Genomic DNA, 15,200 nt, shown 5'->3' with positions numbered 1-15,200 from the left:
TTATGCTTTACTCATCGAAGTTTAGTTTGGAATCGTATTTGTATTGTATTTTTCGTTTATTTCTTTTTTGATTTTTTCGTAGTTCTCTTTACTTAAACTATTAAGTTCTTCCTTAAGATCTTTAAATGTTTCCCTTTCAAGTTCTATATTATTGCGAATTCTCTTATCAATTTCTTCTTTTTGGTTATAATTGTATTTCCCTTGATTCAGTAAGAAGGTTGCCACAGAATCTAAATTATTCCCTTGAGTAAGCCCTTTTAGATCCCAATCATTCAAGAATGCTAAAATCTCAAAATAATCATCTACTTTTTTTACCTCTGCGTCAGATAAAGCCCCTTTTTTCCAATCCTCCCACTTATCCATTACTTGCTGTGCCCGCTTAAATTCTTTTGTTAATTGATCTCCATTTGAAACGGTTGAATAAAATCCATTGGCACTGCTGGCAACATCTTGGAGTTGTTTTTGCGCTTTTGAATCAACATTAAAACCAATTACATTGATAATAGGGGAAATATTAGAATCCCCAAAGGATTTCGCTACTTTTACCGGATCACCGCCACAAGTTTCTATTCCGTCGCTCACTAAATAAATAAGATTTGTAGATTCCTTAGAATCGTATTCTTCAAATGCTTTCTTGGATTCTTCCAAGGCACTCGCGATCGGGGTCCATCCGCTGGGTTTAAATTTGTTTAATGCATTACTAAACTCCTCTTTGTTAAACTTCTTAAACCCATATACCTGTTCGATGCTTGAACAGGATTTTTGTTTGTCATCATCTGACCCAGTACCCTTGTGTCCGTAAACACGCAGAGAAATATTTGCATCTTCGGGTGCTTTTGAAATAAATTGTTGGATTGCGTCTTTAGCTAGCTCCATCTGAGATTTACCATTGATTTTTTTCGCCATGCTGCCGCTGGAATCCAAGATTATCTCAATATTAAAATGATCTTTAAATTGATAACGGTTATCTGGCAAATCGGGGTTGCCATACATTGAAAATTCAAGTTTTTTTGTCATTTCCTGAGGATCTGGAAAATCTTGTGACACTAATGAATAAATATACTTAAAATATTGGTCATACTGCTTTTCAGTTGGTTTTTCGGGCAGTGGGGGCAAGTCCTTTATATCAGCTGCCAGCTTTTCTCGCCATCCATCCCAAACTCCAGCATATTCACCATTTTTTTGATGAATAAATCCATTTTCATCTTTTGGAACTTCTGGAATACCGGAGAAAAATTCATCAAATTTGTCTTTAGTGTTAACGGAAACATTTTTCGAGTTTTGATCTTGCGATGGGTGTGTTGATTCACTTGCTTGTTTTGTATTTTCTACTTTTTTTGATCCTTCATTGCTGCAGCCCCCGAGAAGAAAGAGGGCAATAATTAATACCACAATTCTGTTTATCACTTTCATTCCCCCGAATAAATGAAATTAGTTGCCTCCAATCTGCCCGATTAGAGAATTAAACTTTTCAACAACTTTGTTTCCAAATTCATTATTATTTGAAAAAGCTGTTGAAATGATTCCAACTACAATCACAACTACCGCTGCGATCCCTATCCATTCCAATGTTTGGGAGCCTTTTTCATTTCTGATCATTTCTTGTACCTTTATTGATGCTTTTACATAAAGTTCTGTCAGTTTATTCATTTTTTGTTTCCTCCATTTATAAGTTTTTAAATAGATTTAAAATGCTGTTTTCCCCGTAAATCATGTTCAAGATCATTAATCCCGCGATCATGAGAATGGATACCGGTGCGACGACGAATGTCGTAACAAGTGTTACTTTAGGAGATGCTTTGGCTGCAAGCTCCTTCACCTGCTCCTCTCGGAATTGCCTCATGTCCTCAGCCTGAACTTTAAAGGTCGTGGCAATCGGAACTCCTAATTTCAAACCTTGCAATAAGGATTTAATTAAGCTTTGAAACTCAGGGTTGTCATTTCTCTCCAATAAATTGCGATAAGCGGTTTCTCTTTGAACTCCTAGATCGATTTCTTGGTTGAATCTCGAGAATTCTTCCCTAAGAGGACCCTCAAAGAACCGTATCACCTCCCTTAATGCTTGATCTAAGCTGACACCTGCTTGAAGGCTGGTGCTGATTGTATCTAAAAAGTCGGGCAAGTCGTGTCTCAGTGCATCCTGGCGCTTCTTGGCCTGATTCCTTACAATAATGATCGGCAAGAAAAATCCGATTATCGGGTTCAATACAAGCGCATATTGAGATAACGGAAGGCCAATGACCAATGCCAAAAAACCTGAAATAAACCCGATTAATAATAATACGATTTTCAATCCTTGGAATTGTTCTACAGACAATTCATACTTGTTTCCGGACTTTCGCAGCCAATCCTTTACATCTTGATTTTCACTGAAGAAGTTAATTCTTTGACCGAGATCCGCAAATTCATCTGCGTATTTAGTGAGCTTCTGAATAAGGCTTCCACTCTTTTTCTTTCTTTTTTTCTTTTCAAATACATCTACATCGGTTACGTCTGAAATATGGTCAATCAGCATCCTCTTTTCCTTTAAATAGGTGAAAACATGACTGATAGCGATGACGAAGGTAATCCAAAATAAAAGAATCGTTAATAGAATGATGGCATCCATAATCTACACCTTTATGTTTGTAATTTTTCGAATAAGGAAGAATGAGAGGACAATTCCTGATAAGAAAAGACCAAGTATGATCATTCCGGGAACGGTTCGCAATGAATCTGTAAATCCATCGATGATGTTATTCATCATCAGGACGATAAAGATCGGCATAACAGGAACAATGATAGAAATATAACGTTGTTCCGATGTCATCGTTTTAATCGTTTGATTCAATATCTTGCGATCTTCCAGTGTGCTTGACATGGAATCCAATGTGGCAGCTAGGTTGCCTCCCGTTTTCTTTTGAATTAAAATCGTCGCAATAAAGAGTTGGAACTCCCTTGATTGATTGCGTTTTTGCATAGATCGAAGTGCAGTCTCGAGGGGGACGCCAAGTTTAAGTTCGTTGGCGATCCTACGGAATTCGTCACCAGCTGGTGACGGCACCTCCCTAGCAGCCATTTCGATTCCCTGATTAATCGTGAGTCCCGATCTCGCCCCGTTGCCCAACAGCCGGCAAATATCGGCAAGCTGATTGTTGAAACGTTCTTCATATTTATTCTTTCGCAAGTAGAATAATAGAAAGTGTGAGGCGATCAAAATCCCCGGAATAATCAGGATGACCAGCTTTATTGGGAGTTTGAAAATATTGAATAAAAGAACAAATAAAACTAGTGCTCCCAGCACATGAATCCCTAAGTATTCTGATGGCAGAAGGTGAAGATTTGAGTTCTGTAGTTTCATTGTCAGGGATTCCGCCATTTTCGACTGATCAAATCTGTCGCCTATGACACTGATTGAGCTTTTCCTCTTTTGCTCCGGGTACCATTCATTGACCTTCTGTTTCCATTCTCGTTTTTGGCTGCGATAGCCAAGAAAGAAGTATAAGCCCCATAGAAAACACAAGATGGCTAAACTATAAAGTATGGATACGGTCAACAGCTGCATGGTTCATCCCCTCCTTTGGCTGAAACAAGGAATCATCGATGTCGACTCCATGAATTCTCAGTCGATTCAAGCATCTTGGACGGATTCCCGTTGGCTTGAACTCCCCTATGACTTCGCCGTTTTTTCCAAGGCCGGTTCTTTCAAAGACGAAAATATCTTGAACTTTTATTTGATTTTCATCATTCACGTACACTTCAGATATGTTCATGATTTTTCTTTTCCCATCGGACAAACGTTCAGCTTGAACGATGAAATCCAATGCGCCGACAATGTATTCACGTATAATATGAGTCGGCAAATCCATCCCGGCCATGACGACCATCCCTTCAATCCGGCTGATGGCATCTGACGGTGAGTTTGCATGGACAGTTGTAATTGATCCTTCATGACCGGTATTCATTGCTTGAAGCATATCAAAGGCCTCGGATCCCCTGACCTCCCCGACAATGATTCTGTCAGGACGCATACGAAGTGCATTCTTTACCAGACTGCGGATGGTTACTTCACCTGATCCTTCCACATTGGCGGGTCTTGCTTCCATTCCAACGACACTGGCCCGGTTAAGGCGCAACTCAGCAGAATCTTCTATTGTAATTACGCGCTCTTTAAGCGGAATCGATTTAGCCATCGCATTGAGGAGGGTTGTTTTCCCGCTCCCCGTCCCACCAGAAACTAAAATATTCATTTTTGACTTGACGATCGCTTCAAGGAATATGGCCATGTCACCTGTAAATGTTCCATAGTCCATCAAGTCTTCCATTTCAAATGGCGTCTTTTTAAACTTTCGGATCGAGATTAATGTCCCATTTAAACTAATGGGGGGGATGACCGCATTTACACGGCTGCCATCGGGCAACCTTGCATCAACCATAGGCGAACTTTCATCAATCCTTCTCCCAAGGGGTGCTACGACACGGTCAATGATATGCCTTACATGCTCCTCGTTCTTAAACGCAACAGCAGATTTTTGTAATTTCCCGTTTTTCTCAATGAACACTTCTGAAGGGCCGTTCACCAATATTTCTGTAATGCTGTCGTCCTGCAGCAAGGGTTCCAACGGACCGAAGCCTACGCTTTCATCTATTAATCTTGAAAGCATGGATTCTTTGTCATGACTTGGGATGACGACCTTTTCTTCTGCCATGAACTGATTTACGAGCCGTTCGATTGACAGTCTTCTTTCTCCCGAGCGAAGACTGGTCAACTCTTCTAAGTTTGTCTCAGTCAACAACCTCGTCTTATAATGCTCAATCAATTCCTCTATATATGGGTTTGCTGATGAAGGGATTCTTTCTTCAAGAAGAATATTCTTTTTCTCCTGCTTCTGATTTCTCTGAAAGAGTGACATCTCCTCACCCCTTTCTATTTAGATCACTCATTTCAACATAGCGGTAACCCATTTTTGAATATCCTTTGCAGGTGCAGTCAACTTCTTTTCCTTAATACCTTTCCTTAACGGCTCACCTTGATTGATGGCTGCCTGAACGCCCTTAATATCCCGTCTAATCTCTGTTGAAATCGGTATATCTACAAATTTCTCAATGTCTTTTTTGGTAAGCTCGTTTTCCCTTCCAGTAAAGTTAATGACCAACTCCATACGATTTTGCGTGTGAACTCCCAGCCTGTTCAGTAAATCTTCGACATGCTTTAGAACTCTTATGGCAGGGGTATCAAGAGTCATAACGTAATAGATATGGTCAGCTTCCTCCAAGGCGGTATATGTCTTCACATCGATAGTGGACGGCAAGTCGATGATGATAAAGTCATAGCTTCGCTTGCACGCCCTTAACAGCCGTATAACAAAATCTTCATCTATTTTTTCAGCCATTTCTGCATCCCGGGGACTTACCAGCACCTCTAATTTGGAATGGGATTCATGCTCAGAAATATTCTTTATATGGTGTTCATTTAATTCATTAATGACTGGAAGAAGGTCGATCAAGGAACGATTGCTTTCAATCCCCAAGTACGTTTCTGAACCGCCGTATTGCAAGTTGAAATCGATATGAATCACTTGGGCGGTAGATTCAAATTTCAATGTCTGGGCAAAGGCTGTACTGAGCAAGGTCTTTCCCGCTCCTCCCTTACCGCTGTAAAATGCGAAAATCTTTCCGTTCCCCCGTTTATAGGTTCCAGAAGAAACCGCTGCTTCCGACCTTGTTTGATGCTGCTGAAACAGCTGATTGATTCGTTCTTCAATAACATCTCTCTCATCGGGGAAGACAATGAAATCCTCGGCTCCCGCTCTGGTTGCTTCCCGCAGCAGATCAAAGTCCTCCTCTGAATGGACATATAGGGAAGATGCATTTGGAAAATCCAGCCCCAGTTCCTTGATTGATTCCACCGGAGATTGATTTTCACCCTGATAGAATAGGACAATAATAGGTTCATATTTTCTTAATTCATTGGCCCATGAATGGTGTGGGATATAGATGACTTCAAAAGAAGGATTAAGAGTTTCCACCAGACTTTGATTCAATTCATTATCTTCTCCTACTAGGAATAGTTGATTTTCCTTGCTCATATGGACCCTCCGTTAACGTTATGTGTCAAATGATTATGGCTTTTTCGTAGTTGTTTTCGCTGGTTGTTTGCTTGTATCTTTAGCTGGCTGCTTTTGTGTCGGCTTCTGTTCTTTTGGCTGCGCTGCTGGTTTTGTTTCCGGCTTTGTTTCGGTCTTTTGTTCTGTTGGTGTTTTTTGTTCAGTTGGTGTTTTTTCTTCCTGATCCTCAGCAGCTGGTCTTGAATCTGATGACTCGGATTTTCCTACGTTTGCTTTGATGACCCGCAGGCTGTCCGCATAGTTCTGCATTTGAATCAAGTCGGGAACTTTGTCCAGCGGAACTTCAACCTGAATCATCTTGCTATTATCTGACACTCGCGCCACTTTAACATCCCGCATAAAAATCTTTGTTTCTTCCTTACCGGAAAAGCGGTCAGAGACGATAAGATCGACACGATCTAGTGAAAATAATTGTTCATCAAAAAACACACGTTCATTTTGAGCCAATGTAATCAATCGATTATTCTCATCGACCACTTCAGATGCGGTCTTTAAGACATTTTTCGTGATGATGTCTCCATTGGCTAAAGGCACTACCGACACTTTATTGACCAAGTCATTAACATCCGTAATATGGTATCCCTTTTTCAAATATTTCTTTGGGATTTCTTCGGTTTTGACATCATCCGGTGTAATGAGGGACCTCGAAGGGATAGTATCCTTGGCAACAAAGATTTTTACACTGGTTCCCAGATTTGTATTTAATGCCTGCACTTTCTTTAACACCAGGAAACCTGCTGTTGCTGCGAGTAATACGGATATCACGATAAAAATGATTGCTTTACGCTTCGACTCTAACATTCCTTGACCTCTCTTCCATTGACTTGGCTTTCATACCGATACGTATATGGCTCAACAAAGTTCCTAAACATGTGTAAAATGGTAATTTTGTAGCATATTTAGGAAAAGTGTTCCATTCATTTCCTATAAATACCTCGATTTCCTAAAAAAGAAACACAATTATTCAAAAAAATGTCACAAACGTCCTTATATGTATTTATCACCTGTTCATTTTTTGGTCAAATTCACTCAGATCTTTGTCGAAACGTGTCTGTTATTTTCTTACTATTTTTACTCTCATTTCAAGATAATTTACAGGTAAATGGTATGAGTAACTGGAGCTGATTATTGGTGATAAAAGTATGATAGCTTGTCATTTAACATGGATATTTATTACAAATATTAAATTTTATAGGTATTTAGGAGGTATTTTGAAGCAGAATTCGTTTTATACGTTAAAGTGAAAAAATGTTGATAGACCGGGATGCGCGAGGGGGTATTTGTGTGGTTTGGATGGGGATTACTTGGTTTGACTGAGTGCTCATTCGAGAAAAGAAACTCACATAGAGCATACTCCCCGCCTTTTGCGAGCGAAAAGTCAATTTTACGAGCGTAATTCAGGATTTGCGAGCGAATTTTCAAAAATACGATCGATTTCCCATTTAAAAGGAAAAACAGTCCCCTTTGTGGAACTTATTGAACAAGGGGGAATCAAATATGATCTATAGAAGAATTACTTATAAAGTTAACCCGGAAACGCTGGAGGAGTTTAACCATTTCTTTCATTCCTATATTTATCCCAATTACTTGAGCCACGGTGCAAAATTAATCGGGCGTTGGGTGAATGATAATAGAGATGAGGTCATGGAAGTCTGGAATTATCACAGCATGGAGCATTACGAGCAAGTTGAAACACTCATCAGAAATAGTGAACTCAACAAATTAGCAAATGAGAAAAGTGTAGAAGCAGGAGACCTTTACATCGACAGAAATGAAGATTTCTTATCCTCAACGGCAACCTATCACGTCCCAAGACATATCCTATCAGTCAGCGGATATATCACAAATGATGCAGGCGACGTATTACTGGTCAGGAATTTCCACCGTTCAGATACAATGGAAATGCCCGGTGGCCAAGTTGAAGAAGGCGAAACGTTGGAAGAGGCTGTTCATCGGGAGATTTTCGAGGAAACCGGAGTCAAAGTTCATCTCCTCGGTATCACTGGCATTTATCAAAACATGACAGCCGGGGTAACCGGTGTTGTATTTAGAGGAACGTATACATCTGGTGAACCAAGACCAGCTGAAAATGAAACGTCGGAAGTGTCATTTACTGAATTAACTAGAGAAAATATTCATCAATATATTACAAGAGAGCAATTTAGAAGCCGGACCCTCGATGCCATGGAAGCCAATTATTTACCCTATGAGACATTCAAGGTTAAGCCATACGAACTTCTTAGCAGATACGAGGCCAAGAAAGAATATTGCTAAATAATAAAAGGGAGTGCAAAGGACAAATCGTCCTACACGCACTCCCTTTTCATTGCTCAAAACAACCTTAATAGATCCCTGAATTCATCGATTACATAATCATACTTCTCAACTTCTCCAAATCCGTACCGTGCATAAACGAATGGGATGCCAGCAGATTCCGACGCTTTGCGGTCCCCTTCCGTGTCGCCTACATAAACGGGGCTCTCCAAATGGTTTCTTTCCATGATCAATTTGATATTTTCCCCTTTGGACAACCCCGTGCGGCCGGGATTTTCAAAGTCTAAAAATAACGGATCTAATTTGTGATAGTCATAAAAGGATTCGATATATCCCGCTTGGCAGTTGCTGACGATGAATAGTTTATATTTTTTGGACAGTGCGTTGAGCACCTCTTCCACATTTTCATAAACGCTCCCGCCAGATTTTTTCAAATAATCGCATTCACTATCACAGCATTCCTGCAGGAACACTTCCCGTTCCTCTGCCGATAGTGAGGGAAATAGGATCTCTCCAATCTCTTTCATCTGAAGTCCCATTGTCTGTTTGAAATCTTCCGCTGTTAACGGTTGATTCAATTTTTCATGCTGCTCAATCTTTTCATTCCATGCTTCTAAAACGGTTTCCCGCGAGTCCCACAACGTTCCATCTAAATCAAAAATGATGCTGTCCATAAAAAATCTCCTCATTATATACATTTAGGTTTCCATTAAGATGATATAAAATAATTCAGTTGCCCTTTTTCCATTTTACAGGAAGGCTGCAGCCAAATACCAGTAAATCACAGGTTCCGTTCTATTGCTTTCTAAGCCTGCTTCTGAAGCTGAACACACAAATCGCGATAGGCTTCTGATTCCTGGATCATCCCTTTTTCCCGATAGATCTTGGATACCCATTGGACTGGATGGGGATCAGCGGGTTCGAGCTCCATTTCCCAGCTAAAGCACTCGAGGGCTTTATCCAGCTGCTTAAATTCGTAATACATTTTTCCAAGCGTTTGCATTTGGTCTAAGTCGTCGCTGATCTGATGCATCGTATCGATTGTTTTAAAGATCCGCGGCATTTCATTATTTTCTTTCAAAGGCTTGAGCCATTCTTTCATATAAACCAAATCATTTGTCTTTAATAAGGTGATGACGAATTTATTCAGAAGCTGCTCGGATTTTTCCGGGTGTAAATGAATGACCGATTTCAGCAGGGTTTGAAGTGTCTCGGGCTGTATTGAATGTGTTTCTGGATCCATCTGTTCCAACACGTCGCCCAGCAGTTGAACTTGGGAGCTATCAAGGGTGAATTCATGGTTATTGACCATTCGGAAAACTCCATCGATATGATGACTTTGTAAATATCTTTTGAATAAATCCTTTTGTAAAGGAAGATAGGAAGGTATTTGAAAGGATAATTTTTCTAAAATATCTATCGTTTCATTTTCGGTAAAATGCTGTTGAAGCAGATTAATGAGGTTGCTGTAATGGTCAGCAGAAGGAATTGAGGTAAGCTTGTAAATATATAGAGCAGTCAGTTCAATCCATCGGGATTCTTTTTCTAAAATGGCGGCAAGCTGCTCAAAGTATGGATCAACATCTTTCTGGGAAAATAACATGTTTTCTGCAGCAAGCTGGTCTTTAGCCATTAGATTCTCTGGCTTTTCATTGTAGAGATTGGCAAATTTATTGAACATGATGTTATGGGCAAGCTCTTTTACCAAACTATGTTTCGGTGCAAAATTCATTAAAATACGGACGATTTGGTAGCCGAGATACATCTGCCCGTTTCGGCGATATGTATAATAAATTGATTTCAGTTCTTCAAATAGTTGTTTTTTAGGAATGACGGATTCAAAAAATGTGAGAATGAAGGCTTTTTCCTGCGGAGTATACAGTGTATCTAATTTTCTCAGTAATGGTTGAAAACTGTTGATCTGGCAGGGGTGATTGGAAGTAATCAATGAATGGATGAGCGGATGAGGTGATTGGATAACGATGCCTTTTTTATAAGCCTGTTCAATGTAGGAAAGACGGGCAACTCTTTTCGCTTTTTTCGCAGTGAGAAAACGGGATTTATAGAAGAACAAATAGTACAATTCATTGTCCCCGCTTATCGCTTCAATGATCTCCCCTTGCAAATAAAATGCGGCGTTTTGAGGCTGCAGCTGAATCTCTTTGTGATGATCATACAATTTAATCTGATCTTCCATCATATCCAAACCCCTTTATTAGAGTATTTATTAACTCCTACTATAACATAGTTTGGATGTGGAAGCGTGGGGGCGGTTCTTAGGCTTCCGAAGTTAATGGGAAGCATGCGAACCGTTCCCCATGCTTTATATTTTTCTTCGCACCCCTATATATGGCTGCTCAATCACCTTTATCTCTTCATTGTTCGTATGAAAAATATATAATTCTCGATTCTGGTTCTCCATATGAAGTTTTTTGTAGACTTTCCATGCAGCATTTCCATTTTCAAAATCATCGATAACCGCCATTTCCTCTATGAATTTTTCTTTTCCTTTTGTTTGTGATTGCAGTGCTTCTACTAATACACAACGTTCCGGAAAGAGCTTGCGTACTTCAGACCATTTCATAGATTAGTCCCTCCGCATAAGGATAGTGGTTTGAATCATTATATCATTGATTGAAATTATCTTTTGATGGAGTTTGGATTAAAGATTTATGAGTGGACAAGTATAGTGGATTAGAATTTGAGGTATTCCGCAGAAGATTAATAAGTTTATCCAAATAACACTTTTACACTTCCTTCTTCTTTTGCTGTGACTAAACAATTTTGCAAGAAATCCGAAATTTGCTTTTTATCCCACTCTTCGAATTCATCTTCTGCCTTTGTATCCTCTTTTTTATAATATTGATGATAAGCTTTTAAGGCATTTTCAATTTGCACGATAGAAAACTTAGATCCACCTCCTGATCCACTGGCTCCCGCATGATAATCAAGTGCATCTAAAAAACTGTACAATAAAGAAGCATTATAATTGCCCATACTAAAACGTGCGTAGGCAATTTCCTTCCCTGAATGATTGTAGCCCGAAATATCGTGACCCATTAATTGTCCTCCTTCATATACAAATAAAATAGCCTGTCTGAAAATATTAAACTAATCTATTCTTTACAAGGCATATCACCTCCTAAAAAATATGTTATTGATTTTAAAGGGAAAATGAATGTTAAAGAGTTGCGAGAGAATCCTGAGGGAAAGGCCATTTGAAGGTAGCCTATCATATCTTGCAGCAAGGGAGAATACTAATTGTTAGAGGAAAATAGAGGTTGTCTAAATACATAATTTCATGCTCCGCTATGATTGTCAATATTTCTCACTAAAGTAATTATAATATTCAGACTAAAAAAACCGATCGGAATGTATCTTTGTATTACCATAGTTAAGAGGAAGCAGCAGAAACGTCCCGCTGCTTCCCATAGTATCGTTTATCGCAAATCTACAAGTCTAGCACCTGAAAAAGAATTAACTCCGCTTCCTGGTACTGAAGCTAAAATGCTTCCAGCGACGGAACTTTGCACAAAAACTTCTACAGTATCATCCGCTTCCAGCTTTAAGATGGCGGTGACTGCGACTGCATTGGCATATGGGACTCCTGTGCCCCAGAAATCATTGTCTGCAGCTTCAAACGGCTGGCCATTTATTCTGAATTCCACTCTGGCTCTGTAATTTTCATTAAAACTTTCAGGTTGAAATCCAACAGTTGTCGTAATTAAATAGACTCCGTCATTACGCGGCTCAAAGACGGACGGACAAGGCTCGTATTCATGGCCAAGATCGAACTCTTCCCTATCAAAATACACTTTTACCGTTTGATTGGCCTCTACAGGCTGGGCTTTAGTATTGATTGCCCGAAAAGCGGACTCCCTTCTGTTTTTATGCTTGCCATCTTTCCGATGCTTTTTCACATCCGGACATTCGATGCACTTGCCTTCATTATCATAGTCTAGATACATACTCTATTCACCTCCCTATCAACTCGATAGGCTCCTCTTAAAAAAGAAACCTCCACATTCATACTATGTAGATGTCAGACAAGAGACAGGGAGGTTGTCCATCCTCTTGCAAAAACCCTTCATACGTCTAATAGTAATAGAAAACCCTCCAGACCAAAAATGTCCAGAGGGTACTTATTTCCGCTGTATCTCACTATTATGCCAATAGGAGTTACAACAGCTTCTTCAACCCGCGCTTCGCTTCCATGCACGCCGCCAGCTCTTTATCAATGCGGTTATATTCTTCCGTATCCTTCACCAAGAAGCTGATTTTCCCCAGCAGCTCTGTCATTTTTGTTTCAACCAGAGCCAGTTCTTCGAGGACATTTCGTTCTTCTTGTGAATGCACGTTCTTTTTTCGTTCTTCATATTCTTTCAATCCTATTTCAAAAGGCTGGATCTTTCCGTCTTCAATGACCAGCAATTTATTACACAGCTTTTCAATCAAGTAGCGGTCATGCGACACGATGATCAGGGTTCCGGTAAACGTACTCAGCGTTCTCTCCAGCTCTTCCCTGCTCGGCAAATCCAGATGGTTCGTCGGTTCATCTAAAATCAACAAGTCATATTCCATCAGGATCATCTGAATGAGCTTGATCCTGGTCCGCTCTCCAAGACTTAACTGAGAAATCGGCTTCTCCAGAATTTCCTGCCCGATCCCCATAGTAGAAATGAGGGTTCTCGCTTTCGTCTGCAGCTGCTTCTCTGTCAGATCCAAGTACTCTAGCGGCGTCTTTTCGCTAGGAAGGTCGCTCACATCCTGTGATAGGTAAGCGCATTTCGTCGATTCACTGATCCATAGTTCCCCGCCCGTAAGCACCTCTTTTTGAAGCAGGATATTAATGAATGTCGTTTTCCCTGCTCCATTCGGTCCAAGCAAGCCGATCCGTTCCCCATGCTTCACGTAAAAATTGCTTTTATCAAACAGCACCCGGCTGCCGAACTCTTTTTTGATTCCTTTTGCTTCCAAAATCCGCTTGCCCCGCTTGATGTCTGATTCAAATTGAAACGTAACGGATTTCTCTTCTTTCGGCTTCTTCACTTCATTCTTCGATAATTCCAGGTTCAGCCGTTTCATCTTCGACTTTACCTGGTTGTCGGTTTTCTTGGCTTTTGCCCGCTCGAATTCACGCAGTCCCATCTGGCGGTTTTCCGAATCTGACCCGCCTTTCCCCGCTTCGCGATGGGCTTTCGCTGACCATTCTTTTAAATTGGTGATCTGCTTTTCGATCATCTCTACCTTCCGCTGCTGTTTTTCATAATCCCGCTTATTCTGTTCATACCTTCTATGCTTCTCCTGTTGATAAGCGGAGTAATTCCCGTCGTATATCGTAAGCTCCCCATCTTCCAGCTCAAATATTTTCGAGACGGTTTCATCTAAAAAGTAGCGGTCATGAGAAATGATGATGGCAGCACCCGTGTAGCTACTCACCTCATCAATCAGCCAACCCACCCCCTGCATATCCATATGGTTGGTCGGTTCATCCAGGATCAAGAACTCCGGCGAATTCGCCCAGATTTTCGCAAGGGACAACTTCAGCTTTTCTCCCCCGCTCAAATGCCCAAACTCCTCTTGATCCAAACGATCCTTCGCGAGACCAAGCAGCTTGCTGGTCTCCATTAACTTTTCCCCATCATTCAACAGTTCAGAATCAATCGACAAGGAATAGTCTGTCGACTGCGGCAGGTAGCCGATCCTCAAGTTTGCCGGCCACATCGTCACGGATCCTTTGTCAGGCTTCATCATGTCCATAAGAATCTTCACAAACGTTGACTTCCCAGCACCATTCCAGCCGACAAGGCCGATCTTCTCCCCTTTTCGTATATCAAAATGAACATCCCGCAGGATCTCACGTTCTCCAAAACTTTTCTGTAATCCTTTTCCTTGTATGACCATTGTCATAACTATCACCTCTGTTTACGTTCTTTTTGAGAGGTTTTTTCAAAATAAAAAGCCTCTCCAAGAACCCTGGAGAGGCTAGCATCTATATCCATCACAAATAAACTTGCATACGTTTAATTCCATACAAATACATGCACAAAAAAACTCTGTGTGTATTTGTAAGGCAAACGGCAAAGGCTCTTATGGACAGACTAATCCTATTTCTCCAGGTTCTCATTTTCATATTCATATGAGTGTTATCCCTTCCAAAATAAGATTAATTCCACATTCGCTCAGTACCATTCCTTTTCTAGATTTTGAAACTTTCATCATTAGTATATTTTTACATGGATGAGAATGTCAATGTTTTTTCTGAATTTAATTATTCGCTGCTGAAGAAGCTGCGGCCTGGTCGGCCTTCACACAATCAATCGCCACAACCAACGCAATAAGGATGGTCTCCATCTCATCTTTCATAACTTGGACCCTGTAGCTGTCTCCCCAAGTGAACCATTCCTTGCTCACCTGCCCGATCACTTCCCCATTCTGCAAGACTTGAAAATCCATATCCAGCCAGTTGCCCTTAACTTCAATTCCCGCCGCATCAATCGTATAGCGTGCTTTCAAGAACGAAAACTCTTTCTTAATGGTCAACACTTCCTGCCCATTTACCTCCACAAAAAACTTCGGCAAAAAGCTCATGACCTTTTTCGTGACAAGTGCAACCTCTTCTCCTGCTGTATTCATAACGGAGAACGTCTTCGGGATTTTTAAAAAGCTTCCTTCAACATAATAAGCATCATTCTCCTCCTGATCCTTGACCGTAAACTTACTGTTCAAACTGAACACCTTTTGCTTAATATAAAGCTGTTTCATACAGCACCCCTCTCCCACAATAAAAGAATATTCAATTAATTACAGTTTAACACA

General features: G+C 40.4%; 15 protein-coding genes. 1 reads left to right on the top strand and 14 read right to left on the bottom strand.

Going from position 1 to position 15,200, the window contains the following annotated elements; all coding sequences use genetic code 11:
- Positions 1–21: 21 nt before the first annotated feature.
- From DFR59_RS18180 to cpaB, 7 genes are read right to left on the bottom strand one after another with little or no spacing between them, the layout of a single operon-like run.
- The gene (locus tag DFR59_RS18180; RefSeq protein ID WP_158538436.1) at positions 22–1,407 is read right to left on the bottom strand and encodes a VWA domain-containing protein; all 1,386 of its coding nucleotides are present in this window, start codon (positions 1,405–1,407) and stop codon (positions 22–24) included.
- Positions 1,408–1,431: 24 nt separating this feature from the next.
- The gene (locus DFR59_RS18175; RefSeq protein WP_114747090.1) at positions 1,432–1,650 is read right to left on the bottom strand and encodes a hypothetical protein; all 219 of its coding nucleotides are present in this window, start codon (positions 1,648–1,650) and stop codon (positions 1,432–1,434) included.
- Between the two features lie 16 nt (positions 1,651–1,666).
- Entirely contained in the window at positions 1,667–2,608 is a 942-nt protein-coding gene (locus DFR59_RS18170; RefSeq protein ID WP_114747089.1) for a type II secretion system F family protein, read from the bottom strand.
- A 3-nt stretch (positions 2,609–2,611) separates the two neighbouring features.
- Positions 2,612–3,544 (bottom strand): type II secretion system F family protein, encoded by a 933-nt coding sequence (locus DFR59_RS18165; protein ID WP_114747088.1) that lies wholly within the window; start codon positions 3,542–3,544, stop codon positions 2,612–2,614.
- On the bottom strand, positions 3,513–4,892 hold the full coding sequence (locus DFR59_RS18160; protein WP_114747087.1) for a TadA family conjugal transfer-associated ATPase: 1,380 nt from the start codon (positions 4,890–4,892) through the stop codon (positions 3,513–3,515). The genes DFR59_RS18165 and DFR59_RS18160 overlap by 32 nt, the downstream gene beginning before the upstream one ends.
- Positions 4,893–4,919: 27 nt before the next feature.
- The gene (locus tag DFR59_RS18155) at positions 4,920–6,068 is read right to left on the bottom strand and encodes a CpaE/TadZ family protein (protein WP_114747086.1); all 1,149 of its coding nucleotides are present in this window, start codon (positions 6,066–6,068) and stop codon (positions 4,920–4,922) included.
- Between the two features lie 33 nt (positions 6,069–6,101).
- Positions 6,102–6,908: a Flp pilus assembly protein CpaB gene (cpaB, locus tag DFR59_RS18150; RefSeq protein WP_114747085.1), complete on the bottom strand. Its 807-nt coding sequence runs from the start codon at positions 6,906–6,908 to the stop codon at positions 6,102–6,104.
- Between the two features lie 696 nt (positions 6,909–7,604).
- Between cpaB and DFR59_RS18145 the strand changes: the two genes are divergently transcribed.
- Entirely contained in the window at positions 7,605–8,381 is a 777-nt protein-coding gene (locus tag DFR59_RS18145; RefSeq protein WP_114747084.1) for an NUDIX hydrolase, read from the top strand.
- 56 nt (positions 8,382–8,437) lie between these two features.
- Here DFR59_RS18145 and DFR59_RS18140 read toward each other — a convergent pair whose 3' ends face one another.
- The 7 genes from DFR59_RS18140 to DFR59_RS18110 all read right to left on the bottom strand — a co-directional run bounded on the left by DFR59_RS18140 (position 8,438) and on the right by DFR59_RS18110 (position 15,146).
- A complete protein-coding gene (locus DFR59_RS18140; protein ID WP_114747083.1) occupies positions 8,438–9,055 on the bottom strand; it encodes an HAD family hydrolase in 618 nt (205 codons plus the stop codon).
- A 131-nt stretch (positions 9,056–9,186) separates the two neighbouring features.
- Positions 9,187–10,581, bottom strand: coding sequence for a hypothetical protein (locus tag DFR59_RS18135; RefSeq protein WP_114747082.1), 1,395 nt, complete (start codon positions 10,579–10,581; stop codon positions 9,187–9,189).
- 123 nt (positions 10,582–10,704) lie between these two features.
- On the bottom strand, positions 10,705–10,965 hold the full coding sequence (locus DFR59_RS18130) for a hypothetical protein (protein ID WP_114747081.1): 261 nt from the start codon (positions 10,963–10,965) through the stop codon (positions 10,705–10,707).
- Between the two features lie 146 nt (positions 10,966–11,111).
- Positions 11,112–11,441: a hypothetical protein gene (locus DFR59_RS18125; protein ID WP_114747080.1), complete on the bottom strand. Its 330-nt coding sequence runs from the start codon at positions 11,439–11,441 to the stop codon at positions 11,112–11,114.
- 380 nt (positions 11,442–11,821) lie between these two features.
- Complete coding sequence (locus DFR59_RS18120; RefSeq protein ID WP_245948529.1) at positions 11,822–12,349, bottom strand: ABC transporter permease; 528 nt, start codon at positions 12,347–12,349, stop codon at positions 11,822–11,824.
- A gap of 211 nt (positions 12,350–12,560) precedes the next feature.
- Positions 12,561–14,291 carry a ribosomal protection-like ABC-F family protein gene (abc-f, locus tag DFR59_RS18115; protein WP_114747079.1) on the bottom strand — a complete coding sequence of 577 codons (1,731 nt, stop codon included), beginning with the start codon at positions 14,289–14,291 and terminating at the stop codon, positions 12,561–12,563.
- A 357-nt stretch (positions 14,292–14,648) separates the two neighbouring features.
- The gene (locus tag DFR59_RS18110; protein WP_114747078.1) at positions 14,649–15,146 is read right to left on the bottom strand and encodes an LURP-one-related/scramblase family protein; all 498 of its coding nucleotides are present in this window, start codon (positions 15,144–15,146) and stop codon (positions 14,649–14,651) included.
- Between the last annotated feature and the right edge of the window lie 54 nt (positions 15,147–15,200).

Origin of the sequence: Falsibacillus pallidus (assembly GCF_003350505.1) — a bacterium.
Taxonomy (GTDB): domain Bacteria; phylum Bacillota; class Bacilli; order Bacillales; family DSM-25281; genus Falsibacillus; species Falsibacillus pallidus.
Note: the sequence above shows the minus strand (reverse complement) of the source record. Positions and strands in the feature narration are given on the sequence as shown.